The 25,662-nt window shown below is 50.9% G+C and carries 23 protein-coding genes; all 23 read right to left on the bottom strand.

Translation table 11 applies throughout. From position 1 onward, the window contains the following. Positions 1-8 precede the first annotated feature (8 nt). On the bottom strand, positions 9-914 hold the full coding sequence (gene hslO, locus V8F51_RS24700) for an Hsp33 family molecular chaperone HslO (protein ID WP_337103175.1): 906 nt from the start codon (positions 912-914) through the stop codon (positions 9-11). After that, positions 914-1,687 (bottom strand): type III pantothenate kinase, encoded by a 774-nt coding sequence (locus V8F51_RS24695; protein WP_337103174.1) that lies wholly within the window; start codon positions 1,685-1,687, stop codon positions 914-916. The genes hslO and V8F51_RS24695 overlap by 1 nt, the downstream gene beginning before the upstream one ends. Further along, positions 1,684-2,568, bottom strand: a complete 885-nt coding sequence (gene nadC / locus V8F51_RS24690) for a carboxylating nicotinate-nucleotide diphosphorylase (protein ID WP_337103173.1) — start codon at positions 2,566-2,568, stop codon at positions 1,684-1,686. Before nadC ends, V8F51_RS24695 begins: the two co-directional genes overlap by 4 nt. Beyond that, a complete protein-coding gene (nadB, locus tag V8F51_RS24685) occupies positions 2,561-4,174 on the bottom strand; it encodes an L-aspartate oxidase (protein WP_337103172.1) in 1,614 nt (537 codons plus the stop codon). The genes nadC and nadB overlap by 8 nt, the downstream gene beginning before the upstream one ends. A 40-nt stretch (positions 4,175-4,214) precedes the next feature. Then, a complete protein-coding gene (nadA, locus tag V8F51_RS24680) occupies positions 4,215-5,153 on the bottom strand; it encodes a quinolinate synthase NadA (protein WP_307207948.1) in 939 nt (312 codons plus the stop codon). A 335-nt stretch (positions 5,154-5,488) separates the two neighbouring features. Further along, positions 5,489-6,451 carry an ABC transporter permease gene (locus V8F51_RS24675; RefSeq protein WP_337103171.1) on the bottom strand — a complete coding sequence of 321 codons (963 nt, stop codon included), beginning with the start codon at positions 6,449-6,451 and terminating at the stop codon, positions 5,489-5,491. 1 nt (position 6,452) lies between these two features. Then, positions 6,453-7,535: an ABC transporter permease gene (locus tag V8F51_RS24670; protein WP_337103170.1), complete on the bottom strand. Its 1,083-nt coding sequence runs from the start codon at positions 7,533-7,535 to the stop codon at positions 6,453-6,455. 5 nt (positions 7,536-7,540) lie between these two features. Beyond that, positions 7,541-9,085 carry an ABC transporter ATP-binding protein gene (locus V8F51_RS24665; protein WP_337103169.1) on the bottom strand — a complete coding sequence of 515 codons (1,545 nt, stop codon included), beginning with the start codon at positions 9,083-9,085 and terminating at the stop codon, positions 7,541-7,543. 127 nt (positions 9,086-9,212) lie between these two features. Further along, positions 9,213-10,283, bottom strand: a complete 1,071-nt coding sequence (locus tag V8F51_RS24660; protein ID WP_337103168.1) for a BMP family lipoprotein — start codon at positions 10,281-10,283, stop codon at positions 9,213-9,215. A 495-nt stretch (positions 10,284-10,778) separates the two neighbouring features. Further along, on the bottom strand, positions 10,779-12,791 hold the full coding sequence (ftsH, locus tag V8F51_RS24655) for an ATP-dependent zinc metalloprotease FtsH (RefSeq protein WP_337103167.1): 2,013 nt from the start codon (positions 12,789-12,791) through the stop codon (positions 10,779-10,781). 102 nt (positions 12,792-12,893) lie between these two features. After that, on the bottom strand, positions 12,894-13,430 hold the full coding sequence (gene hpt / locus V8F51_RS24650; RefSeq protein WP_337103166.1) for a hypoxanthine phosphoribosyltransferase: 537 nt from the start codon (positions 13,428-13,430) through the stop codon (positions 12,894-12,896). A gap of 58 nt (positions 13,431-13,488) precedes the next feature. Then, positions 13,489-14,901: a tRNA lysidine(34) synthetase TilS gene (gene tilS / locus V8F51_RS24645; RefSeq protein ID WP_337103165.1), complete on the bottom strand. Its 1,413-nt coding sequence runs from the start codon at positions 14,899-14,901 to the stop codon at positions 13,489-13,491. Between the two features lie 48 nt (positions 14,902-14,949). Further along, complete coding sequence (locus V8F51_RS24640; protein WP_337103164.1) at positions 14,950-15,873, bottom strand: serine/threonine protein kinase; 924 nt, start codon at positions 15,871-15,873, stop codon at positions 14,950-14,952. Continuing rightward, on the bottom strand, positions 15,857-16,582 hold the full coding sequence (locus tag V8F51_RS24635; RefSeq protein WP_337103163.1) for a vWA domain-containing protein: 726 nt from the start codon (positions 16,580-16,582) through the stop codon (positions 15,857-15,859). Before V8F51_RS24635 ends, V8F51_RS24640 begins: the two co-directional genes overlap by 17 nt. A gap of 276 nt (positions 16,583-16,858) precedes the next feature. After that, positions 16,859-19,390: a stage II sporulation protein E gene (gene spoIIE / locus V8F51_RS24630; protein WP_442956482.1), complete on the bottom strand. Its 2,532-nt coding sequence runs from the start codon at positions 19,388-19,390 to the stop codon at positions 16,859-16,861. Between the two features lie 410 nt (positions 19,391-19,800). Then, entirely contained in the window at positions 19,801-20,310 is a 510-nt protein-coding gene (locus tag V8F51_RS24625; protein ID WP_337103162.1) for a S1 domain-containing RNA-binding protein, read from the bottom strand. A 374-nt stretch (positions 20,311-20,684) separates the two neighbouring features. Further along, positions 20,685-20,996 (bottom strand): FtsB family cell division protein, encoded by a 312-nt coding sequence (locus tag V8F51_RS24620; RefSeq protein WP_337103161.1) that lies wholly within the window; start codon positions 20,994-20,996, stop codon positions 20,685-20,687. Further along, the gene (gene yabQ, locus V8F51_RS24615) at positions 20,993-21,613 is read right to left on the bottom strand and encodes a spore cortex biosynthesis protein YabQ (protein WP_337103160.1); all 621 of its coding nucleotides are present in this window, start codon (positions 21,611-21,613) and stop codon (positions 20,993-20,995) included. Before yabQ ends, V8F51_RS24620 begins: the two co-directional genes overlap by 4 nt. Continuing rightward, a complete protein-coding gene (gene yabP / locus V8F51_RS24610; RefSeq protein ID WP_307207963.1) occupies positions 21,610-21,894 on the bottom strand; it encodes a sporulation protein YabP in 285 nt (94 codons plus the stop codon). The genes yabQ and yabP overlap by 4 nt, the downstream gene beginning before the upstream one ends. 135 nt (positions 21,895-22,029) lie before the next feature. After that, positions 22,030-22,827: a DUF817 domain-containing protein gene (locus tag V8F51_RS24605; protein WP_337103159.1), complete on the bottom strand. Its 798-nt coding sequence runs from the start codon at positions 22,825-22,827 to the stop codon at positions 22,030-22,032. Between the two features lie 415 nt (positions 22,828-23,242). Continuing rightward, a complete protein-coding gene (locus V8F51_RS24600; protein ID WP_337103158.1) occupies positions 23,243-23,527 on the bottom strand; it encodes an RNA-binding S4 domain-containing protein in 285 nt (94 codons plus the stop codon). Positions 23,528-23,531: 4 nt separating this feature from the next. Continuing rightward, the gene (locus tag V8F51_RS24595) at positions 23,532-23,804 is read right to left on the bottom strand and encodes an HU family DNA-binding protein (protein WP_307207965.1); all 273 of its coding nucleotides are present in this window, start codon (positions 23,802-23,804) and stop codon (positions 23,532-23,534) included. A 346-nt stretch (positions 23,805-24,150) separates the two neighbouring features. Continuing rightward, on the bottom strand, positions 24,151-25,632 hold the full coding sequence (gene mazG, locus V8F51_RS24590; RefSeq protein WP_337103157.1) for a nucleoside triphosphate pyrophosphohydrolase: 1,482 nt from the start codon (positions 25,630-25,632) through the stop codon (positions 24,151-24,153). Between the last annotated feature and the right edge of the window lie 30 nt (positions 25,633-25,662).

The raw sequence follows: 25,662 nt of genomic DNA, 5'->3' as shown, positions 1-25,662 counted from the left end.
GCCTCCGATTATTGGATCGGCTTCGGCTTCGCTTGATCGAGCAGTTCTTCTAGCTTATCCCGTTCGAAGATATACGCCTCGTTGCAAAAATGGCAAACGACTTCCGCTTTTCCGTCTTCTTCAATAATTTGTTGCAATTCAGTCGCGCCAAGGCTAATCAGGTTCCGCTCCATTCGCTCGATCGTGCATGGGCAATGGAATTCGATGTCCATCGTATCGTGAATTTTAAGACCATCCTCACCAACAAGTCTGATCAATATGCTTTCCGGCGTCTCGCCTTGTGCAAGCAGCGATGTAAGCGGAGGCATCCCCGCAAGCGCCTGCTCCAATCTCGTAATATCAGCATCCGTAATACCCGGCAGAAGCTGAATAATATAGCCGCCCGCTTGAATGACCGAATTATCGTCCTCCACCAACACGCCGAGTCCTACCGCTGTATTCGTCTGTTCGGATACCGCAAAGTAATAAGTGAAGTCTTCGCCAAGCTCTCCTGATACAATCGGTACGCTTCCAATATAGGACTCTTTCAGCCCCAAATCCTTAGTAACGTGAATAAAACCATTACGTCCTACTGCGCCTGCCACATCCAGCTTTCCTAGCGCGTTGCTCGGAAGCTGTACCTGCGGATTGTCTACATAGCCGCGTACTTGCCCCTTCGCATTGGCATCCACGACGATCTGGCCTACGGGACCGTCGCCTTTCACTTGAATGATCAGCTTCTCTTCGCCTTTCAGCATTGCACCCATCATCGCGCCAGCCGTAAGCGTTCGCCCAAGCGCCGCCGTCGTCGTTGGATATGTTGCATGCCGTATGCGCAGCTCTTCGACAAGCTGAGTCGTGCGCACTGCGAATACGCGCAGCTTTCCATCCCAAGCCGTTCCGCGCACCAGCACATCCTTCATCAGCTCATTCATCATGATCCCTCCTGATTGCGTTCATATATAATACGCAGCCCTTCAAGCGTCAGAAGCGGATCGACTTCTTCGATCGTCTCCGATTCGGCAGCGATCAGCTCGGCCAAGCCGCCTGTCGCCACAACGCGAGGAGATACGCCGAATTCCTTGCGAATGCGATTCACAATACCGTCAACTTGCCCGGCATAGCCGAAAATAATTCCAGCCTGCATCGACGTCACCGGATTGCGACCAATAACGCTCTTAGGTCTCACAAGCTCGATCCTCGGCAGCTTAGCAGCGCGCTGGTACAACGCTTCCGTTGATATCCCGATGCCCGGCACAATCGCGCCGCCTAAGTAATTGCCCGCTTCGTCAATATAATCGAACGTCGTCGCCGTTCCGAAGTCCACCACAATAAGCGGAGTGCCGTACTTCTCGATGCCCGCTACCGAATTCACGATCCGGTCGGCACCGACCTCGCGCGGATTCTCGTAGCGAATGTTCAGCCCCGTCTTTACTCCAGGCCCTACAACAACTGGCGTCTTGCGCAAATATTTGAGACAAAGCTGTTCCAGCGTACGCATCAACGGCGGAACGACAGACGAAATAATAACTCCGTCGATCTGATCCAGCTTCACGCCCGCGAACTGAAACAAATTGTGTATGTTAATACCGTACTCATCAACCGTAGCCGATCGGTTCGTGCTGAGCCGCCAATGATGAAGCAGCTCCTTGCCCTTGTATATGCCGAGCACAATATTTGTATTCCCTACATCGATGACGAGAATCAACGCTGCTCGCCGCCCTTCTTCTCATTCAGATCGAGGCTAATATCCAGCGCCTGGAACGAATAAGTCAGTCCGCCAACGGATATCACATCGACACCGGTGGCTGCAATGCCATGAACGGTAGCCAGCGTAACACCGCCGGATGCTTCAACGATAACATGCGGCGATGTTGCTTTAATATGAGCAACCGCCTCTGTCATACGCTCATTCGCCATATTATCCAGCATAATGATATCCGCGCCGACATCAAGCGCCTCTTGCACCTGCTCCATCGACTCGGTCTCTACTTCAATCTTCATCGTATGCGGAATTTGTCTCCGTGCGGCTTCAACAGCAGCTCGGATACCTCCTGCGCCCTTGATATGATTGTCTTTAATCATAACCGCGTCATACAGCCCGAAACGATGATTCGAACCGCCGCCTACCCGAACCGCATACTTCTCCAGCATCCGATGACCTGGCGTCGTCTTGCGCGTATCGACAAGTCTTACCGGCAAACCGGCAAGCGCCTCAACGAACATAGCCGTCTTCGTTGCGATGCCCGATAGGCGCTGCATGAGGTTAAGCGCTAGCCGCTCCCCCGTAAGAAGACTGTGCGTACTGCCCTCTACAACCGCAATAACTTTACCCTTCTCCACACGCTCGCCATCCTCTGCCATGGCCTGGAACACAAGCGATGGATCAACAACCTCGAATACAAGACGGGCAATGGGTAGACCAGCAATAATGCCGCTCTCCTTCACATGGATTACAGCTTTCGACAACGAGCCGCGCGGGATCGTCGTCTCTGTCGTAATGTCTCCGCTGCCTATATCCTCTGCAAGCCAAGCGCGAATCTGATCGCGCATGATCGCATCATATCCGCCTGTCGTCCACTCAAACATCTTCAATACGCTCCTCCGTAATGCCATGTAAACGGTGCAGCACCGTATGTTTGCGCCAATTCTGATCGTCCCGCTGCGGGAAATCCTCACGATAATGCGCGCCGCGGCTCTCTTGTCGCTGCAACGCCGCTTCAGACGTAAGCAGTGCGCAAGTAAGCAGATTCGCGAATTCGTATTCCTCCGCTTTCGTTAGTACCGATTGATAGATCGGAAGCTGACGCTTCAGCTCCTCGATTCCTTTCTCAAGGCCTTTGGCGTTGCGTCGCAAGCCGGCATACCTGACCATAATTTTTTGCAGCTTCAGCCTTTTCTCGACAATCGCCTGTGTCGGCGCGCTTACGCGGCCCGGCTCATTCTCGATTACAGCCACAACGTCGTTCTTCGGCAACTCGTTGATCCGTTTCACAATACGACGGCCGAAGACGATCGCCTCAGACAGCGAATTGCTGGCAAGTCTATTGGCGCCATGAACACCTGTCGAGGATACTTCGCCGCAGGCAAAAAGCCGCTTTATATTTGTTTCCCCATTTAGATCGGTTTTGACTCCGCCCATCATATAATGCATTGCCGGCGCAACCGGAATCCAATCTGACGTCAAATCTAGACCATACCTCAAACAGTATTCATATATTGTAGGAAAACGATGCTTCACCATTTCTGGCGACTCATGAGTAATATCTATGTAGACAAAAGTCGACTTCGTTTCTTCCATCTCGCTGACGATAGCTCTTGCCACAATATCGCGCGGCGCAAGCTCCAACTGCTCATGGTAACGTTCCATGAAGCGCTCGCCTTTAATATTGCGCAAATAAGCCCCTTCTCCGCGTACCGCTTCCGATATGAGGAAGCGCGGCGCGCCTGGATAACAGAGCGAGGTAGGATGGAATTGAATGAACTCTACATCTTGAATGTAAGCGCCGGCGCGATAAGCAATGGCGATACCATCACCTGTAGCAACTTCCGGATTCGTCGTATACCGATACAATTGGCCTGCGCCGCCTGAGCTGAGAATGACTGCCTTGCCCCTCACGAATACACGCTGTCCGCTAGGCTTCTGTACGATTGCGCCGCAGCATACGCCGTCTTGTGTCACAAGGTCGATCACGAAGTGATCGTCCCATACTTCAATCTTCGGATTGCTAACCGCGTTGGCCGACAACGCTCTTACAATCTCATAGCCGGTCGCATCCCCATTGGCATGCAAAATACGGCGCTGGCTATGAGCACCTTCCTTCGTGAGCGCGAACTCGCCGTTCTCCACATCGAACTGCGTCCCCATCGAGATGAGACTCTGCACACCTCGCGGCCCTTCATGGACAAGCGCATTTACCGCTTCTTCGGAGCATAAGCCTGCGCCAGCTATTAACGTATCTTGCAAATGATAGGCAGGCGAATCCTCGTCCGATATAACCGCGGCAATACCTCCCTGTGCATAGCGGGTATTGCTGTCGAGCAGCGACTTCTTCGTAATCATCAACACCGAGTTGTCCTCGCTAGACCGTATAGCGGTAAAAAGACCGGCAATGCCGGCCCCGATAACGATGACATCCTTATCCACAACAGGCAGCTCGTCCAGCTGCACATCAACCAAGTATCTAGGAATCATGATGACGCTCCTTTGAATTTGAGCATAGGAGTAGCGCATCCTACTTTACAAGTAGCATGCGCTCCAAGGACAAACGGGCTTGATCCGCAATATGCGGCGGTACGTAGATTTGTGGTTGCATCGTCTCTAGCGCTTTGACGAGCTTCTTCAAATTATTAACCTTCATGTTCGGACAAACCAAGTATTTCGAAGCAAAGTGGAACGTCTTGCCCGGGCTGTCGAGTCGAAGCTGGTATCCCGTGCCGTCCTCTGTGCCAACGATAAACTCTTGGCAATCCGATTCTTTGCAATATTTAATGATGGCGGTTGTACTTCCGACGAAATCGCCAAGCTCTACCACTTCTGGACGGCATTCCGGATGAACGACGAACTGCGCGTTCGGATACTTCGCTTTCATCTCTTCAACATCCTTGACGGTGAGCATGTCATGGGTGTTGCAGTAGCCTTCCCAAATAATCATTTTCTTGTCGGTATTCTGTTGCACGTAGTGGCCAAGGTTTTTGTCAGGCACCCAGATCACTTCATCGCCCTCTACCGAGTTAACAACCTTCACCGCATTCGCTGATGTACAGCAAATATCCGTCTCTGCCTTAATCTCGGCCGACGAGTTGATGTACGTCACGACCTTCGCGTTCGGATGCTGAGCCTTCAGCTTGCGCAAGCCGTCGACGTTAACCATATCTGCCATTGGGCAGCCGGCGCGTTCGTCCGGAATGATCACCGTCTTGTTAGGAGCAAGAATCTTCGCGCTTTCTCCCATGAAATGAACGCCGCAAAATACGATGACTTCTGCATCGGTTTGCGCCGCTTTCTGTGCCAGCAGGAAAGAATCGCCGCGGAAATCGGCTACTTCCTGTATTTCATCACGCTGATAGTAATGAGCCAAAATAATGGCGTTACGTTCTTTCTTTAATTGCAACAGCCTCTCACGCAGTTCCCGGTTTTGTTCCGCCTTGCGTTCCAGCGCTAATGCTTCCACAGTGGATCCTCTCCTCTTATGAGGGATGGGAGTCAATTCCCATTCCGATATGCGGCAAATGCTACTTTGTGAATTGATGCACATACTCAGAAAGTCGCTTGCCTATAGTTTAAACCAAAAGGGATAAATTCATTTGATTAAGATTTAATTTACACTTGGTAAATGGCTCTGTCAATGCGTAAACGCCTTTTTCTAGAACCATTTTTGAAATTGCTTTGTCGAGTGAGGTTTTCACTTTTGTTCAAGGTACGATTTGCTCCTATAGACCGCCAAAATAAAAAACTGTCTCTAGGTCCACCTAGAGACAGCCTTCAACATAACGAGGACGGAATTCATTACCGTCTAGCCGGATCGTATGGCTCGCCGAGCGCCGCAGGGGCATTCGAGCGGCCGATGCCGCCAGCGAGTACGATCAGCGTCAGCACGTACGGCAGCATATAGAAAAATTCAGCTGGAATCTGCTTCGAAAATTCGAATAGCTGGGCGAAGTTCCGCAGCGCTTGCGCGAAACCGAAGAACATCGCCGCTCCCACTACGCCAAGCGGATTCCACTTGCCGAAGATGAGCGCCGCCAAGGCGATAAACCCTTGACCCGATATTGTATTGTGAGCGAAGCTGCTTGTCGTCGTCAGCGTAATTGTCGCGCCGCCAAGACCGGCTAACGCGCCGCTTAGCATAACGCCGATGTAACGATACTTCGTCACGCTGATGCCTACCGTATCGGCCGAGCTCGGATGCTCGCCAACTGCACGCAGGCGCAGCCCGAACGGTGTGCGGAACAGTACAAAGTAGCTGATGCCCGCAAGAATAAGAGCTATATAAGTAGTAGGATATGAATTGAACAATCCGTTGCCGATAATCGGAATGGACGATAATCCTGGAATTGCCCATTTCTCGAAGACGAAGTCGAGCATCGTCGTTTGGCCCGAATCATTGTATAGACTCCTCGTCAAATAGATGGCAAGTCCGAGCGCTAAAATATTAATAACGACGCCTACAACCGTCTGATCCGAGCGAAACGTAACCGTTGCAACTGCGTGCAGGAGTGAGAAGATCACACCGTATATCGCTGCCGCGGCTAATCCGATCCAAGGAGCCGATTCTTCCAAGCCCGCTTGGATCGCATAATCAGTAACGACTGCCGCTGCGAAGGCGCCGGACACCATAAGACCCTCAAGGCCGATATTAACGACGCCTGACCGTTCGGAGAACAGACCTCCGAGTGCGGTGAAGATTAGCGCAGTTGAGAACACGAGCGTAATGTTAAGCAGTTGCCCAAGTACTTCAATAACGTTCATCCTACACCGCCTCCTTCCGTTTTTCTGCCCGTTTGCTTAAAAACGGCTTCAAGAAAAACTTCACAATGCCATGCGAAGCGACGAAGAAAATAACCGACCCGATCACGATCCGCACAATTTCCTGCGGCACTTCAGCGCCAAAGTTCATGCCGGCGGAGCCATAGGACAAGCCGCCGAACAAGATCGCGCCGAGCAACACCCCGACCGGCGTATTGCCGCCAAGCAGAGCAACCGCGATACCATCGAAGCCATAACCCCATGTTGCGGCCATTACGGTCTGATAACCGAAGACGCCCAATATTTCGAACACGCCGCCAAGCCCCGCGAAAATACCGCTTATGAACATCGACTTGATGAGTGTGCTCTTCACGTTCATGCCGGCATACAGCGCAGCGTCAGGATTGTGACCGACCGCGCGAAGCTCGTAGCCCTGCTTCGTGCGCCATAACAGGACATAGAACAAAACGACACAAATAATCGCCGCCAAAGTCCCCCAGTGCATACGAGCATTGCCCATCAGCTCAATGAGCCAATCAATCGACAATCTCGCTGAATCATGCACATTGGGCGTTTTCTGCTGGCCTTGCTGCACAAGAAACTTCGCCACGATAAAGTTAGATAGGAACAAAGCGATCCAGTTGAGCATTATCGAAGATATAACCTCGTTTACGCCGCGCATCGCTTTCAAATAACCGGCAATGCCTGCCCAGATACCCCCGAACAACGCCCCCGTAATAACAGCAAGCGGAGCATGAAGATACCATGGCAACTCCAAACCAACGCCGACAAGTGTCGCGCCGGTCATCCCCATCATGAATTGACCTTCTACACCGATATTAAATAATCCCGTACGGAAGGCGAAAGCAACAGCAAGTCCCGTGAAGATTAGCGGCGTAATCGCACGAATCGACTCTCCGATATCGTACGGGCTGCCGAATACCATCTTAACGAGCGAAGAATAAGCTAATACCGGATTATAGCCGCCCGCAAGCATAACAAGCGCTCCGCACAATAAGCCAAGTACGATAGCGACAAGCGGGATGCCGATCGATGACTTGACGAAAATCTTTTTGAAAGTATCCACTTGTCCTACCCCCTCTTCTCAAGCTGGCTTTGTTCAAGCTGATTGCCGGCCATCATCAGGCCAAGCTGTTGATCGTCGCGGTGCTCTGCGTCAACCTCTCCCATAATCGAGCCTTCATACATAACAGCTATCCGGTCGGATAGCGCGTACAGCTCATCAAGCTCGAAGGAAACGAGCAAAATGGCTTTACCTTCATTGCGAGCATCTACAAGACGTTTGTGCACGTACTCGATCGCACCGATATCAAGACCTCTTGTCGGCTGTACCGCGATAAGCAGGTCAGGATCACTATGAAGCTCCCGAGCAATTATCGCCTTCTGCTGATTGCCGCCTGATAATGCGCGAGCATGCGTATGTATGCCCGACGTACGAACGTCGAATTCATCGACCAGCTTCGTTGCCAGCTCATCCATAGCTCCATAGTCGATGAATATGCCGCGGCCAAACTCCGGTTCGAAGTAACTTCCTAATATCATATTTTCACTAAGCGTGAAATCAAGCACGAGTCCGTGCTTATGACGATCCTCCGGTATGTGTCCTACTCCTGCAAGCGATACCGTCCGAGGCGACTTATTCGTTAAATCCTGATCATTCAGCTTCACGCTGCCGCCGCTTACTTGCCTCATGCCTGTAATGGCGTAGATCAGCTCACTTTGTCCATTTCCGTCAACGCCGGCAATTCCTACGATCTCGCCTGCGCGCACGTTGAAGCTCACGCCGTTCAGCACTTGCTTGCCCTGCTCGCCTTTCATTTGCAACGAATCAACAGAGAGCACGGTTTTGCCCGGCATATTCTTTGTTTTCTCCACTTGGAACGACACATCTCTGCCAACCATCAGCTCGGCAAGCTTGCGCTCGTCCGTTACCGACGTGCTCACCGTCTTCACCACTTTGCCCCGGCGGATAACCGTTACCGTATCGGCAAGCGCCATAACTTCCTTCAGCTTATGCGTAATAATGATAATAGACTTGCCCTCAGCAGCCAAACTGCGTATGATCTCAATCAGTTCTTCGATTTCTTGTACCGTTAGCACAGCCGTTGGCTCATCGAAAATAACGATTTCCGCTCCCCGATACAGCGTCTTCAATATTTCGACCCGCTGCTGCATGCCAACGGTAATATCTTTAATCCGAACTTGCGGATCTACTTTCAAACCATAACGTTCGGATATGTCCCGAACCTTCTCATTCGCCAGCTTATAATTAATGGTTAGACCCTTCTTCGGTTCATTGCCGAGCACGATGTTCTCCGCTACCGTAAACGGCTGAACAAGCTTAAAATGCTGATGCACCATACCAATGCCAAGCTCAATCGCTTTGGCCGCTCCATCGATAACCGTTTTCTCGCCGTTCACGTAAATCTCGCCTTCATCCGGCTGATACAGCCCAAACAAGATGTTCATGAGTGTTGATTTACCTGCGCCATTCTCGCCTAGCAGCGCGTGTATCTCACCTTTTTTGAGCTCAAAATCGATCGAATCGTTGGCCACTAGCCCAGGAAATCGTTTCGTTATTCCTTTTAACTGTACAGCCGCCAAGTTCCGGTCCATTCCTTCATCATCTCCCCGGTCCATTCCCGTATTGAGTTCTATTTAACAAAAAGACAAGACCGGCCTAGAAGCCGGTCTTATATTTCTTCGTCTCTCTTGCCATATTATCTTCCTGCGGCCTGAATCTTTATTTGGCAGCCGGATCTACAGGCACTTTAATTTCGCCGTTGATGATTTTTTGTTTGAACTCTTCGACTTGTTTAAGAACATCTTCAGGAACGTTTTTGTTCGTCTCAGGCAAGCCTACGCCATCATCCTTAAGGCCAAGCTCTTGAATTGTGCCGCCAGCGAATTTGCCGTCGATCAAATCTTTCGAAATTTTGTATACAGCCGCTTCAACGCCCTTCATCATCGAAGTAAGCGTTACTTCATCGCCGAATTCAAGCGATTGATCTTTGTCGACGCCGATTACCCATATATCGTCGCCTGCTTTTTTGCGAGCTGTCGCTTCATTGAACACGCCATTACCAGTCGCTCCTGCTGCATGGAAAATAATATCGATGCCTTTGTCGTACATCGTTGCTGCAGCGATCTTGCCAAGATCCGGCTTGCCGAATTCACCCGTGTAGTTCACGTCTACGACGATTTCCGGTTTAACAGCCGCTACGCCTGCTTTGAAGCCGGCTTCGAACTTCTTAATAACCGGAATCTCCATGCCGCCAACGAAACCGATCTTGCCTGTTTTGGTCATCAGACCAGCCACCACGCCTACGAGGAACGAACCCTCGTTCTCAGCGAACGTAATGGATGCTACGTTAGGAGCTTCTACAACGCTGTCGATAACGGCCAGATTTGCATCCGGATTTTCTTTCGCTACCTTAGACAGCGCATCATTAAACAGGAAGCCGATACCCCAAGTGAGGTTGTAGCCGTCCTTCACGAACTTGTTCAAGTTCGGCTCCATATCCGCGTCGCCTTTGCTCTCTAAGTATTTAGTTGATGCGCCTGTTTTAGCCGTTAGATCCTCTAATGCTTCCCAAGCGCTTTGGTTAAATGATTTGTCGTGAACGCCGCCAACGTCGGTAACCATACCGATTTTGAAATCTTTACCGCTGCCGTCCGATTTCACTTCTTCTTCTTTGGCGCCGCCGTTGTTGCCTCCAGCACCTTCGTTGTTATTGCCTTTCGCTCCGCAAGCCGATAACACAAGCGTTGCAGCAATAATAAGCATAAGCATCAAACTAAACGTTTTCTTCATACTTGTTCTCTCCCTCGCACCTGATTTGGCAATACCTCGCAACCCCGCATACTTCTTTATTCTTGCTGATTTCGGCCGCTATTATTTCATTATAGTTACAAAAAAATAAACGTCAACGATTTAATGTTAGGTTTTATAACATTAAAATCAAGTAGACGCTTACATTGTAAGAGTTATGTCATATTTAAAAAGAGTGTTGTGAGTTTGAGGTAAGTTTTTGATGCTTTGGATTGAGATCACTTATCTAATTACAGGCTAATTTCAAACAATAATTAAAAAATATCAAACAGAATACTTTTAGTAATGCATTAATTCGTATTTCTATATCCGTTTATCCCTTATAAACCTTACTCAATTATTCATAAATGGATACACTTTTATAACATTATACGTTTACGAACGTAATAATCGCTAAATAAACATAAAAAAGGCAGATCGGAGTGATTAAACTCCAATCTGCCTTTTGAATCAGCATCTGCACAAGACAGCTGCCTATTAGGAATTGTTCTTATCCGGATCTTCTTCCGGCGTATCTCTCTTCTCAAGAACCGGCGCGTTCGTGTTAGCCGCCTCATCCTCGCGAGTCTGAATGCGTACCTTCACATCGCCAACCGTCTCAATGACCGGAGCAGAAGTTGGTTCTACTGCAACCGAATCAGATGAAGCGGAGCCTTCGCCCTTAAGAGCGCCCGTCTCGATCAAGGACTTGATTTGATCCATCTCAAGCGTCTCTTCGTTAAGAAGCGTTTGAGCGATCAAATGTACTTCCTTGCTCTTCTCAGACAATAGCTTCTTCGCACGAGTGTAGCACTCGTTCATGATCGTCTGCATCTCTTGGTCGATCTCGTACGCAATCGCATCCGAGTAGTTCTGCTCGTGACCAATATCGCGACCTAGGAATACTTGGCCTTGCGTGTTGCCGAATTGCATCGGACCAAGCTTATCGCTCATACCGTATTCCATAATCATGCTGCGAACAATGCTCGTCGCTTGCTTAAAGTCGCTGTAAGCGCCTGTACCGATCTCGCCGATGAATAATTCCTCGGCTACGCGTCCGCCAAGCAAACCCGTTACTTTATCAAGCAATTCTTGCTTCGTTACAAGCATACGATCTTCCTTCGGAAGCATGATGACGTAGCCGCCGGCGCGTCCGCGAGGAATAATCGTTACTTTGTGAACGGTATCGGCATGCTCCAAGAAGAAGCCGATAATCGTATGTCCAGCTTCGTGATAGGCAACGATCCGTTTCTCGCGATCACTGATGACACGGCTTTTCTTCTCCGTACCAACGATGACGCGGTCAATGGCCTCGTCAACCTCGACCATCGCAATATCTTTCTTATTGCGACGAGCTGCAAGCAGCGCCGCTTCGTTAAGCAGATTCTCCAGGTCCGCGCCTGTAAACCCTGTTGTACGCTTAGCGATAACATCAAGACGAACATCCTTGGATAGAGGCTTGTTACGAGAATGAACCTTCAACACCGCTTCACGCCCCCTCACATCTGGGCGATCAACCGTAATCTGACGGTCGAAGCGTCCCGGACGCAGCAAGGCTGGGTCAAGAATGTCTGGGCGGTTGGTCGCGGCAATAATAATAATACCTTCATTAGCCCCGAAACCATCCATCTCAACGAGCAATTGGTTAAGCGTCTGCTCGCGCTCGTCATGACCGCCGCCAAGACCGGCGCCGCGCTGACGGCCTACCGCATCAATCTCATCGATGAAAATAATACATGGAGCGCTCTTCTTCGCATTCTCGAACAAGTCCCGCACGCGCGATGCGCCGACGCCGACGAACATCTCGACGAAGTCAGAACCGGAAATGCTGAAGAACGGCACGCCTGCTTCGCCTGCAACAGCTCGAGCCAGCAACGTCTTACCTGTACCTGGAGGCCCGTTAAGCAATACACCCTTCGGAATACGAGCGCCTACCAGATTGAACTTACGCGAATCCTTCAAGAAATCAACGACCTCAACGAGCTCTTGCTTCTCCTCGTCAGCACCCGCGACATCTTCGAACGTGATCCGTTTCTTCTCTTCATTGTATAAGCGCGCACGGCTTTTGCCGAAGTTCATTACTTTACCGCCGCCGCCCTGTGCCTGGTTCATCAAGAAGAAGAACAGGACGAAAATGATGACGAATGGAATAATGGATGTAAGGAATGTGAGCCAAATGCTTGGCTGATCCATTTCCTTGCTCTCCATCTTAAAGCCGTACTTCTCTTGCCATTCTAAAATTTGCTCCTCGGCTCTAACGCTAATTCGGGATACGAATTGGTCGCTTTCGGCCTTCTCAGGCGCTTTAATATATTTACCAGTTACAAAATAAGTCTGGTTCTCATACTTCAAGCTTAATTCCGCTACATTGCCTGATTCAATAGCAGTGCGGAGCTCATCGTATCTCAAACCAACGGTCGTCTTATTCTGGCTGCTGATAAATTGAAAAATCCCAACGGTCACCAAAAAGATAATTAAATAAAAACCTGTATTACGGATGATCCGATTCATCCCCAACCTCCTCTCAGGCGCTTAAAATATTTTACCATAGCATGACTTTCCATAACAATAGAGGTAGATGGAGAGGGCATGTACGGTTAATCGCGTTGTTTATTATTCATAAACCTCAGGTTTAAGGACACCGATATACGGAAGATTCCGATATTTCTCAGCGTAATCCAGGCCATACCCAACAACAAATGCATCCGGAAGCGTGAAGCCCTTGTAATCCGCCTCGAGCTCGACCGTTCTGCGTGCCGGCTTGTCAAACAGCGTGACGATCGTAACCGACTTCGCATTGCGTCGCTCAAGTACATCAATCAAGTAGCTTAGCGTCAGACCGCTGTCGATAATGTCCTCCACGATCAGAACGTCGCGTCCTTCGACCGATACATCAAGATCTTTAATAATCTTGACGACACCCGACGATTTGGTCGATTGCCCATAGCTCGATACGGCCATGAAGTCAATCTCCAGAGGTACATCAATCTCCTTAACGAGATCCGACATAAAAATAAATGCGCCCTTAAGAACGCAAATAACGAGCGGATTGCGACCCTCGAAATCCCGAGTCAGCGTCTCGCCAAGCTCCTTCACCTTCGCCTGAATTTGTTCTGCATTATAAAGCACTTCCTGAATGTCGTTACGCAAAATACAGATCCCCCTACGCCTTAACTATGTTTATGAGTGTACCAGTGCATCTTATTCGTTAACCGCGAGTTGCCCGAATGTACAGTACGTCTTGCGTGTCAGGCGCCGTTAGCGCGTGAGAGGATCTCCGTATGCCGGGAATCCATAGCAGTCGTCCTGCCGTGTCGAACAGCAGCGGATAAAGTTGTCGCTCCGATGGAGCTAGCTTCTCGTCAACGAACATATCTTGCACTTTTTTCGAACCATTTAATCCTAAAACTTGAATTCTGTCACCGGGACGACGGTTGCGCAATACGAGCGGGTAAGCAAGCTGCGCTAGATCGAAGCAAGCTTCGTACCTTGAAGCCGGCTTGCGGCTATCGATGCCTCGAATACGTTCGAACTGAAAGCGCCAGCCCGTTACCGAGCTCATATCCAACACTGCCGCATTCACTTCAAAGCTGTATTCATCAGCAGCCCCCTCTTGCGACTGCTGCGAAGCCTGGACGAAACGAAGACTATCGTATTCACGAACGCATCGAACCCCAGCTCCCGCATCCATTCGCCAGGTGCTCGGAGCGTGAATCGCTGCGGCAAGCCGCATCGTTTCTACCTGTTCGAAGGATATGTTTTCCGTGTCCGTTGAAAGATACCTTAATATTAGTTTAATCAATCTCCTTTGTAAAGCGACGTGAAAGCCGCGTAAATCGGCACAGCTTACCGCATATTCTCCCTCAGAGCTAGTCACAATCTGCGAAAAAAGCGATGCCGTCTGCTGTTCCATCCATTCGTCCTCCGCTCCTGCCACATCGGCAAGCCGCTGCAGCGATTGAGGAAGCTGTGGATTGAACTGCGTGAGGTAAGGCAAAATATCCAGACGTATTTGATTACGAAAATAAGTGCGTTTGTCGTTGCTGCTGTCCATGCAGTAGGGTATGTTATGCAAGGCGCAGTAACGAACAATGTCTGACTTGTTCATACGCAGCATCGGTCGAATAAGTTCCACGTTTTTTTCGCGGCGTTTGGAGACCATTCCGGCTAGTCCGGTGAGCCCCGTTCCGCGCAGCAGGCGCATCAGCACCGTCTCTGCTTGATCATCGGCATGATGCGCCAGCGCAATGCGCGATGCTCCGAAGCGCTCTGCGGCTTCGTACAGGAATGCGTATCGCTGCTCTCGCGATGCCGCTTGTCCGTTCATTCTCGTTTCTTCTATATAAGCCGGCATATCGAGCGTTATCGCATCGAACGGCACCCCTAATTGCGCGGCATAGTCGCGAACAATATCATGCTCCCGCTTCGACTCTTCCACACGAAAGCCATGATTCACATGCGCGACGCTAATGCTCAGCTTGCCAGCCTTCATGAGCATCGACAGCATATGCAGCAGCGCCATCGAATCGGGTCCCCCCGATACGGCAGCTACAATGCGATCACCATTATTCCATAACTGCCGTTCGGCTGCCGCTCTCTCTAATTCCTGTTGCAAATTCATAGATATTGCTGCCTCCGTTTCTATCTCCTCGCCCTACCCAGTACGATATCACAGCATATTGCGAAGCAGCCAATATACCGACGTGACTAGCAAGACGGCCGATGCCGCTGCCAGCCCCTTGAGCCAGCCCGGGGTAGAAGATGTTCGATGAATGTCTCTTCGGTGCATAAGCACGCGCCAAGCTTCATGACCTTCCTTCGCATTCATGAACCCGCCGGCAAGCGCCTTGCGGATCCAACCGGCAATCGGCTTAAGAGCTGTACTGCCTTCCGCGATCTGCTGCAGCTCGGTGGTCGAGCGATTCTGTGGCAGCAGCTCCAGTGTCAACTGGTGCAGCTGCTTGGGTTCATGCAGCTGAATGCACAGCACTGCAAAGGAGAACAGGTCATACCTTTCATCTGCCGACCTAGGGCCGCCGTTCCAATAACCCCGGTCGTAGATCTCGGTGAATTGACGGACGCTTTTACCCTTCGCTGTAACTCCGCCGAAGTCGACTAGCTCGACATGCCCGTAATCGCCGACGAGCACGTTCTCGACCTTCAGATCGCCGAATACCCAGCCCGCTTCATGCAAATGAGACAGCTTTCCAAGCAGATTAAGACCAACGAGCGGAAACCACTCCGTTCCTTGCTGCTTGAAATAGTCGCTGAGCGTCAGCCCTCTCACATAACGCATGATATAGAAAGGATACTCCTTTCCATCTGGACCATACAAGTCGTCCACATCGTACAGAAACGGCTCCAACCCGTTTCGCTTCTGCTTCGCGATGGACTGGAGCACATTAATTTCCGATTGAAGATCGACGGCATCGGCGCCAACCTTCAGCGCATACCAAGAACGATCCCGCTGTACGAGATATACTTTGCCGTTAGCTCCCTCGCCAAGCAGCTTCTCCACGCGGTAGCGGCCTTGCTTCCACTTGCCGGTTACGGTCACGCCTCGCCGAAGCTCCCATTTAAACGACGTAGCCACTCATCATCCCATCCGTTTCGTCTCTGCTCTGTTTACCATAATCGCCTTGACGGTAAAAATCAATAACCTGCATGATCGCCGGTCCCGTCGGCGTCGTTCCGCCCATCTGCAGCTTCGGAAATATCGCTTGAACGCCGTTCAGATGCGTCGTCCAGCCTAGATCCATCACGCAGTCGTCGCCATGCCGCGATGCTGGAAAATGGAAGACCGATATTTCACTCTTGCCCTGCCGCGCCTGCAAGCTGAGCATCAGATCGCGAATCGCTTCTTCCACGGCCGCCAGCTTCGGCTTCATGCTGGCGCTGGCGTCTATCAGCAGCGCCACCTGAAGCGTTGACGTCTCGCCAAGCTCGTCGATGACGCGAACGACCTCGCCGCGCTTCTCCGGCGGCAATGACTCGATCGAACCGTTGCCGAGCACCTGCTTCAATTCCTTCTGTACAGCAAGCTGTATCGTCTGCACGACCGTCTTGCGCGTCATCATCTGCACCGTCTGCGACAGCTGGCGCATATTCACAAGCCGGCTTAATCCGCCACCGGCGCGTGCGATCTCATCAATCTCCGAAGCGCCAAGTTCGCCCGCATCGCCATGATCGAGCACGCCTACCACATTAACCGAAATGCCTTCCGAATGCGCATGCGCGGCCGCCACTACAGGACTGAGGCCTACGTTCGAGCATCCATCCGTTATCAATAAAATTTGCTTCATCCTAATCCCTCCTAAGAATCGCCTTTCTATCAGCTTTTCCTTTTTTGGGAGAGATAAACCGCTAGACTAGCAAAAAGGTTGTTATTCTCTCGAATCTATATGTATATCATCGGCATTATCCTGAATCCGATGAATGAATCCTAAAGCCTATCCTGCCTCAGCTTCTTTGCTTCGGTGCATATCTGCAATGACAACGCCAAAAAGCATGATGTCACGGCAACCGGCCTACACAGTCGCTGCGACATCATGCTCTTCGAAATGATTAGCCTGCCTAGCTCAGCTCACCGTCCTTGGACGTTCAACCTTCGAGATGCCCGGCCAGCGGAATGACGCCCACTCCGGCATATGCTTGTCGATGCGGGCGACAAGCACCGTCATATCATCTACGATCTCACCCTCGTGATAACGAACGACCCTCTCCAGCAGCGCATCGGCCATCTCTTGCGGATCATCCGTCTTCAACTCGCCAATAATCCGCTTCATCCACATCTCCTTGTTGACCGCGTGGCCGGGCGCATCATATATGCCGTCGCTCATCATCACGAGCGTATCTCCAGGCAACAGCTGCACGGAAATCATATCGACGTCGATGTCTTGCAAAATTCCTATCGGCAGGTTATTGGCTGTTATCAGAATAACCTCGTTGCCGCGCCTAATGAAGCTTGGCGTAGATCCGATCTTCATGAATGTCGTCTGCGCCGAATACAGATCGACGATCGCAAGATCCACCGTCGCGAACATCTCATCCGACGAGCGCAGCAGCAACACCGAATTGACCGACTTCACGGCCAGCTTCTCATCCATGCCCGACTGCAGCAGCTGCTGCAGGATCGACAGCGCCGCGCTGCTCTCCTCGCGGGCTCGCTCGCCGTTGCCCATGCCGTCGCTGATCGCTACCGCGAACTTGCCGTTGCCAAGCTCGGTCATCGTGAAGCTGTCGCCCGACAGCCAATCGCCCCCCTTCGCTGCGCCGGCAATGCCCGTCTCTACCTCGTATTGCTTTGCCGAGCCGAACATCACAAGCGTCGGCTCACCGCTCCTTAGCGGCGGAACTTCCGATTTCACCTCGATATGCTCGCCTAGAATATCGCTTAGCAGCGGCGCAATTATTTTGCGGCATTCATCGAACCCCTTCCCGAACGTGTGGTATACCTCGATATCTACATTTCCCTCCTCCAGATTCACAATGTCAATGCCTTGTATCGATAAACCGAGGCCTTCTACCGCTTCACGGATCTGCTCTTCCTGCAGATGCAGCGTCTGTCCCTCGCGCTTGATTTCCTTCGCCAAGTCCTCCATAACCTGCGACACGCCAACCAATTGATCAGCGACAAGCTGCCGCGAGTCGAATATTTGCTTCTTCCAGTGCATATTATTTTTGTAAAGCTCGTACTGCTGCTGCATATCGGAGAGCACGAGCGGCGCCTTGACGCAATGAGCCGTCCAAGACTTCGGCATATCCTTAGGGCGCGGAACACGATCCTCTTCCACGACCGTCATCATGTCGGTCATCATTTTATACGTATGAAAATACTTATCCTCCCAGCATGCGTCCCTCCTATGGCAGGATGCGCACGTTTTCTGCGCAACGGCGCCCATAAAGTGATTGATCTCATCATCGCGCTTCACCTCTCTCACGCTTTGGTTCAGTTGACCGAAGCTGCGCGACAGTTGGCGGAATACATCCGAGTATTGCGTTACGCGGTCGGCCGTCACTTCCCGAACCCGTCTCGCATACTCATGCTGCGACTTCGCATGCTCGTTCGTTCCCGGCACGTAACGCGAGATGGTGCGAATCATCGCCCGCGGCGTCAGCATCAGCATCGTAGCTGCGGCGACCGATTCCCATGTCGATGACATCACATCGGCCTGGCTGCCCACATAGATCGATAGGATCGACGTTCCGAGCAGCATCCCGAAAGCAGTAGCCATTTTGCCGCCTTCACGAAGCAAGCCCGCAAGCAAACCCGCGAACGCCAGCAGGCTCATCTGAACGATAGCGCCGTAATCGGCCAAGCTCAGAATAAGACCCGCTACAACGCCGACGGAGGCGCCAAGCGGAGCGCCGCCTGCCAGCGCGAACAGCAGCAGCATATACCGAGACATGACATGCTCCGCGGACAAGCCGTAGATCATCCACCCGACAGCGCCTGTCATCACCGACGCCAGCAAAATCATCAAACATATAATTTCCTCGTTTTTTAACGAGGCTGATTTCTTCGTCATCGTAAGCACCGGTATCGCCTGTATGAACACGAGCGTAAGAACGAAGCTAAGCGCCGCCTCGACGACGACCATCATGAAGTTGTACCAACTGAGCGAATCGCCTATGAATACGCCGAACAATTGGACAAGCAGCGTCGCCGCGAACACGACGATCGGAGCCGACGACAATTCCGCCCGTTCATACGATTCCAATCCTTTAACAATTAAGAACAAGACCGCAATCTCCATCGCTATCCACATCGGCGCAGGATCGGCTGCGAACCAGCTGCCGGCAACGAGCGATATAGCTACCCACAAATAGATATCTCTCCGCAAAAAATAAATAACCGCGAAGTACGCTGCCGCGAACGGCATCAAAGACTCCAGAATGACCGCCCTTCCAAGCAGAAACGCCACGCCAACGAGCAGGAATGTCCACTTCTTCGCCAAGAGCACCTGGATGAAATGCCGCGCTGCCGCCCACTCTCTCCCTTTCCGCATCATGACCTGAATCAGATTTGTACGATTTCCTTTGGGAAGCTGCACCACATTTTCCTTTTCCACTAACCGACACCACCATTCCGAGTTTATTGTGTTTCTCATTATAGGAGGTTGTCCGAGTGAAGTTTGTCAGTTAACGTAACAGGGAAAAAAGTTTTTTCCGACAAAAACAATTGCAAGCGCACTCATTGTCATGACAACCGCAACACCAGCGCCAGCAAGGCTTTGCCATGCTATTGCAGCCTGCCTCTGACAAAATCGGCTCAACAAAAACCGTCGCCAGTTACGTCGCATAACTGTCAAATGGTGGGTGTAACCTGTCGGTATTGACGGAGGATCGGAGAAAAGTTTTTGGACAAGCCGACGGGCAGACGCAATCCGACAACCTTGTCCTCTTCTCTAGAACAAGTGCCTACAAAGCGCGTAGATTAGGACGATTGTCTTACCTAGAAAAGCAAAAAAGCAGAACCATATCGGTTCTGCTTGTGTGTATGATAGGATAACGATTCAGCTTATACCCGCTTGGCTCCGCGTCCGCCGCGTTTGCCCTCCGTGTTCTTCTTCAAAGAGGAGATGCGTTCTTCGCTATCTTTCAGGAAGCGCGACATTTTATCCTCGAATGACGGTTTACCGTAAGCCGGTCTGCCAGACGATTGCTTGTTGAAGGGACGTCCGCCTCGGTCTTGTCCTCCACCGCCGCGGTTGAAACGTTCTCCACCACCACCGCCGCCTGCACCCGGTCCGCCTGTACGCTCACGTTGTGGCGGAGGCTGTTGGCCTTCTGGTCGGTCAATGGCTTGCTTAATGGAAAGTCCGATCTTGCCGTCTTTGTCCACGTTGATCACTTTGACCTTCACAACATCATCGATCTTGAGGTGATCCTTCACGTCCTTGACGTAATTATCAGCGATTTCCGAAATGTGAACGAGACCTGTGACACCTCCCGACAAGTCGACAAATGCCCCGAAATGCGTAATGCCTGTCACTTTTCCTTCTAACTTCGCGCCCACTTCAATTGCCATAAAATAAAATGTTCCTCCCTAAAAGTTTTGCGAAACATAAAGCTGAATTCGATGGTAGTCGAATTGGGTGTAGCAAAACTCGCTTCGAAAGCATAAACCTAAGTTTTGCGAAACATAAAGCTGAATTCGATGGTAGTCGAATTGGTGTGAAGCAAAACTCGCTTCGTAAGCGTAAACCTAAGTTTTGCGAAACATAAAGCTGAATTCGATGGTAGTCGAATTGGTGTGAAGCAAAACTCGCTTCGTAAGCGTAATATCACTTTCATAAAATATGATTCTTAAGAATCAATTTTATTAGAAAAGTATCGCTACTACCGTGATTATAACCGAACGGAAGAAGTAAGGTCAACAGACGTTCACCCGATTTAGCCGCCCTATCTTACAACCTGTATCTGTGTCTCGCCCTTGTATACCATGCCATGATCCTTGGTTGCAAGCTGCGAAATATATTCTGGATCGTTCAGTCTCTCGATCTCCTGCTTCATTGCTTCGGTATCGGTCTTCGCCGTTTCCAATTGCTGCTGAATAGTCGCCAACCGCGAATTCGTCGCATGCTGCTCCTGCAGCTTGCCAACGAGCGTGTAGGTCGCCCAGCCGATAAAGAGGACTACGAATAACAGCCACATCCTAATCCGGCGCTTCGAGCCAGCATTTGTTGTTTGCTTGTTCACTGCAGCAGTCGTCATGTACGCGGGGGCCTCCTCAACCATTTGCTCCACAATTGGGTAATCGTAAATCCGAGCTTGCTCGCCCGTTCCCGAAGTCGCCATTTGACTATATAAGGACTGAGCCAGCGCGCCAGCGGGCGCACGGCCGGGCTTGTCATCCAAACAAGCAGCCGCCAAAATGGACGAACCAATTGTAACACAATTTTTAGCAGGAAAATAGTGAGCGCAGACCCAAATCCTAAAATTACCTTAACCAATTTGTAGAGCAAAAGGAGGGGTTTTACAATGATAAAATCCAATAGTTTAAGGATAAACGCAATGATCGCGCGCACTGCGCGAACGAGCCATTTGACAATGGCGATCACCATTTTGCTCAGTAAAAAGTAATATACGATGACGCCGATAGCTAGTCCAATGAATACGTACGCCCGCACCTCGCCATTGTTGCTTGCGTACAGTACCCGAAATACGGCCAGCGCCGCGGCCATCCAATACACGATGTCGAGCACCGGCAGCCACCAGCGAGGGAACTTCAGCTCGTTCGATACGACGCGATATCCGTCGAAGACGACGCCCATTCCAATCCCCGACAGCAGCATGGCGGCCATCGTCATCCATTGCACGGTTAAGGTCACTTGAACAGCTTGCCGAACAAGCCTTTGGTCTTCGTAGAGGCGTTGCCGTCCAGATAGGCGAGCGAATGGACGAGTCCCTCGATGGCTACAAGGCCTTGCTCAAGGCTTAAATGCTTCATATGCAGGTTCTGTCCCTTGACCGTCAAGAAGCCTAGCTCGGTCTCCAGCAGAAACTCTTCGCTATCAAAGCTCTCTACGTTAATGACGCCGGTCAGCTCCAGCAGCTTGCGGTTTAACATCTTCACTTCCTGACGCTTCTGGCTCTTGCTTTGGTCCACCATAGACTCGTCCTCCGCTAATCGCTATATTTTAAATTCTAATCATTTACAAGTTTCACACTTATAAATGTCATAGAATTCACCGCGAAACGTTAGCCTTTGCCGCAGAAGGACAGCGACAGCCGTTTACGCTTGAGACTAGCTTATGGGCGTGGGACGAGTTTTAGAACTAGCTTTGACATGCTTAAGCTGGGCCACGATGATGACGCTGATGACGATGAGCAGAAACCAGGAGCTGATCTTGCTCACATGGACGATCGTCCACGCCTTCTGCTGATCGGGGTATGTCCATGCGCCCAGCAGCGTTGATATATTTTCGGCAATCCATATGAACAGCCCGATGAGAGCGAATGACAACACCATCGGCATCCGATAGATTCGTTTATCCACCGTATAGGAAACCGTCGTCCGCCAGAACACGAGCAGAAGCGCCGCCGTCAGTAGCCAGCGGAAATCAGGTAAGTAATGATGTGTAAAAAAGTTAGCGTAAATCGCTACGCAGAGCGGTACAGCCAAGTAGGAGCGCGGCCAGCGCGTGACCTTCAGGTCCAATCGTCTCCAAGCCTGGCATAGGTAGCTTGCGACGCTCGCATACATGAACCCCGAATAGAGCGGCACGCCGAACAGCTTCGTCCAACCTTCGTCGGGGTATGACCACGAGCCCATATGGACTTTATATAGTTCAAGGGCAAGACCGATGAGATGAAATACGCATATGACCTTCAGCTCGTCGAACGTCTCCAACTTCGTAAGCACCATAACCGCTTGCATCAATAGGCAGACGAGCAAAAGGAAGTCGTAACGAGGGATGTACGGGACATCAACCACCTTCGTGAATGCCATAGCCGCAAAAATCACGACCGGAAACAAACAGGACAACGCCTCCTGCCAGCCAAAATGAACGAAAAAGCGAAATGCTTTTTTAATAGTCTGCATGGTTGCTCTGCTCCTCCTTTTCTTACATGCTTACGCTGTTCCACAAGTAGGGAGTACGCTGCGTAAGGGAAGAAGTCGCATTTTTTGTGGGAGGGGAGACCGATTGGCTGGTGGCAACGGGGTGACAGCTGAATTTTAACTTTAATGGCATTTTGGGCAACTAATTGGGGGTATGCGGTTGGCAGCTGTCGTTTAGTTCGATTTGGGGACGCTAAATTCGAGTTCTTCGGCTTAGTAGGCGGGAAAGTGAAAATTAGTTCGATGAAATGCAGCTATTCACCGCATATTTCGAATTCGCTCTAGTTTAGTTCGACAAAATGCCACTACAGAGACTTCGGCGCTTGGAGGTATAAAAAAACCGCCTGGCAAACGTAAAGTTTACCAGGCGGTTCCGTGCGCATAAGCGCTTATCGTCTTATTTCTCCCACTCAAGAACATTCTCGCGCGGGCGCTGCTCTTCTTTCACCAAAGTGTACAGCTCTCCGGCTTCATCCTTCCGGGTCGATTCCGAGATTCGCTCAACGCGTACCGTCACAATCTTCTGCCCGTACTGGATTTGGAGCTCATCCCCCACCTTAACGGCGCTGCTTGCTTTCGCTTCGCGGCCATTGATCCATACGCGACCCTGCTCGGATACATCCTTCGCAACGGTGCGGCGTTTGATCAATCGGGACACTTTGAGAAACTTATCAAGGCGCATTAGACTACTTGATAGCTTCTTTCAGCTTGTTGCCTGCTTTGAAAGCAGGGATTTTCGCTTCAGCGATCGTGATTGGATCGCCAGTTTGCGGGTTACGGCCAACGCGGCCGGAACGCTTGCGAGTTTCGAAAGTACCGAAGCCGATCAATTGTACTTTGTCGCCGCCAGCAAGTGCGTCTGTTACTTCGCCAAGAAAGCCGTTAAGCACAGCTTCTACGTCACGTTTAGTCAATCCGCTTTTTTCTGCAATGTTGTTGATCAGGTCTGTTTTGTTCATCATTAAATCCTCCTAATTTCATACCGTTATTTGGGGTCAGCGTTCTGCACGCCGCCATGGTTGGAAATTTTTACTCCACATGCAGAATACATATTCTGCTCGAGAGCAAAAAAATCCTGCCGCTATTTGAAATTTTTTTGTACATAGTGAGGAATAAAGGCGATTTGTGACGAAACAAGCTATCGTTTCGCGTAGAATTCTATGGCAATTATGAAAGCTAAGCTTGTAAATGCATAGAATTCGAGCGTAAACGGCTATGCCGAATTTGGCGGCATAAGCTATCGTTTCGCAAGAAATATAAGCACGGTATAGACACCAAATCTATACTTTCTCTTATATTCGAGAGCTATGATTGGCGCTTTGCCTCTTCCCACCAGCGATCCATTTCTGTTAAATCAGTTTGGTCAAATTGTTTGCCGCTTATACGAAGCTGCTCCTCAATATACGAAAATCTGCTATAAAATTTTTTGTTCGTACGAGAGAGAGCCTCCTCGGGATCGGCATGGATGAATCGCGATGCGTTCACAACGGCGAACAATAGATCGCCGAGCTCCGCAGCCTGCTCCTCCTGCGACTTGTCCGCAATCGCTTCGCGAAGCTCAGCGAGCTCCTCTTCGATCTTAGCAAGCACAGGGCCGAGCTCATCCCAATCAAAACCGACTTTAGCCGCTTTTTTCTGCAGCTTATAAGCCTTCATAAGAGCTGGAAGATCGGACGGAATGCCGTCGAGCACCGATTTGCGGCTAGTATCGGTCCCTTTCATCCGCTTTTCTTCAGCCTTCATTTGCTCCCAATTGCCTAGCGCTTCCTCGGCATCGTCCGCGTTCTCGTCGCCGAACACATGCGGATGGCGGAATATGAGCTTCTCGTTCAACGACTGGATCACATCGTAAACGGAGAACGCGCCCATCTCCTCTTCCATCTGGCTATGCAGCATCACTTGGAGAATAACGTCGCCGAATTCCTCCTGCATGCCGTCCGGGTCGTCGTTATCGATCGCTTCAAGCGCCTCGTAAAGCTCCTCGATAAAGTTTTTCCGGATCGACTGATGCGTCTGCTCTCTGTCCCATGGACAACCTCCGGGACTGCGAAGAATCGACACGATCTCATGCAGCCGCTCAAACGAGCGGTTGCGAAGCGAGGCGTCGTCCGAACGCGGTATCCAGATGAGCGACAGATTGCCGAAGCCCGGCGTGCGGTCAAGCTCATAGAGCGGAACACGAATGATCTGCTGCTGGCCGGATACGCCAAGAGCATGGCCTACGACGACTTCAAAATCGTCGGGATAGCGCTCCATTAAGGCAAGCTTCACGTCGGAAGCAGTAAAAGCATCATACACTTGTCCAATAACAGTATGCAACTGCGGCTGCACCATTGACGGCTGCAAATCGGTCGCATCGAGAAGCGCGAATCCTTCAATCGGGTCGAATCCAAGGCTCACGAATGCTTGGTCGAGGAAGCTCTCGCCTCCTAGAATTTGCAGCTCAATACCTGCTTGCGGACAGTTCTCGCGCAGCAATTGAACGGTACGCTCGGCTACCATAGGATGACCGGGAACGGCGTATACGATCGGAACTCCCGCACTCGCCTCGCGTATAAGCGTGTCGGCAATGGCTGCGTATACATCCGGGAACGATTCAAGCTGCTCGTAGATGGAGTCGAATGACTCGAATTGGATATTGTTATCTCGCAGCATCGCCATCATCGGGTGCTCAGCGGTACGGACATAGAGGCGCTCCGCTTGCTGCAGCCTGCGGAATGCGCCGAGCGTCAGTTGATCGGGATCACCCGAGCCAAGCCCGATGACCGTAATTGAAGTTGTTGCCATATGTATCAGCCTCCTAAGTTCAGATCGTAT

It is taken from the genome of Paenibacillus sp. YIM B09110 (assembly GCF_037167145.1).
In the GTDB taxonomy this organism is placed as follows: domain Bacteria; phylum Bacillota; class Bacilli; order Paenibacillales; family Paenibacillaceae; genus Pristimantibacillus.
The sequence above is the reverse complement of the archived record's forward strand: the minus strand, read 5'-3'. Positions and strand labels throughout refer to the sequence as shown.

Bases quoted from the DNA above. Each gene is read 5' to 3' on its own strand.
- hslO (WP_337103175.1), bottom strand. From the start codon at position 914: ATGAATGAGCTGATGAAGGATGTGCTGGTGCGCGGAACGGCTTGGGAT.
- nadC (WP_337103173.1), bottom strand. From the start codon at position 2,568: ATGTTTGAGTGGACGACAGGCGGATATGATGCGATCATGCGCGATCAG.
- nadB (WP_337103172.1), bottom strand. From the start codon at position 4,174: ATGATTCCTAGATACTTGGTTGATGTGCAGCTGGACGAGCTGCCTGTT.
- V8F51_RS24675 (WP_337103171.1), bottom strand. From the start codon at position 6,451: ATGAACGTTATTGAAGTACTTGGGCAACTGCTTAACATTACGCTCGTG.
- V8F51_RS24665 (WP_337103169.1), bottom strand. From the start codon at position 9,085: ATGGACCGGAACTTGGCGGCTGTACAGTTAAAAGGAATAACGAAACGA.
- V8F51_RS24660 (WP_337103168.1), bottom strand. From the start codon at position 10,283: ATGAAGAAAACGTTTAGTTTGATGCTTATGCTTATTATTGCTGCAACG.
- ftsH (WP_337103167.1), bottom strand. From the start codon at position 12,791: ATGAATCGGATCATCCGTAATACAGGTTTTTATTTAATTATCTTTTTG.
- tilS (WP_337103165.1), bottom strand. From the start codon at position 14,901: ATGAATTTGCAACAGGAATTAGAGAGAGCGGCAGCCGAACGGCAGTTA.
- V8F51_RS24635 (WP_337103163.1), bottom strand. From the start codon at position 16,582: ATGAAGCAAATTTTATTGATAACGGATGGATGCTCGAACGTAGGCCTC.
- spoIIE (WP_442956482.1), bottom strand. From the start codon at position 19,390: ATGAGAAACACAATAAACTCGGAATGGTGGTGTCGGTTAGTGGAAAAG.
- V8F51_RS24625 (WP_337103162.1), bottom strand. From the start codon at position 20,310: ATGGCAATTGAAGTGGGCGCGAAGTTAGAAGGAAAAGTGACAGGCATT.
- V8F51_RS24620 (WP_337103161.1), bottom strand. From the start codon at position 20,996: ATGACGACTGCTGCAGTGAACAAGCAAACAACAAATGCTGGCTCGAAG.
- yabP (WP_307207963.1), bottom strand. From the start codon at position 21,894: ATGGTGGACCAAAGCAAGAGCCAGAAGCGTCAGGAAGTGAAGATGTTA.
- V8F51_RS24605 (WP_337103159.1), bottom strand. From the start codon at position 22,827: ATGCAGACTATTAAAAAAGCATTTCGCTTTTTCGTTCATTTTGGCTGG.
- V8F51_RS24600 (WP_337103158.1), bottom strand. From the start codon at position 23,527: ATGCGCCTTGATAAGTTTCTCAAAGTGTCCCGATTGATCAAACGCCGC.
- V8F51_RS24595 (WP_307207965.1), bottom strand. From the start codon at position 23,804: ATGAACAAAACAGACCTGATCAACAACATTGCAGAAAAAAGCGGATTG.
- mazG (WP_337103157.1), bottom strand. From the start codon at position 25,632: ATGGCAACAACTTCAATTACGGTCATCGGGCTTGGCTCGGGTGATCCC.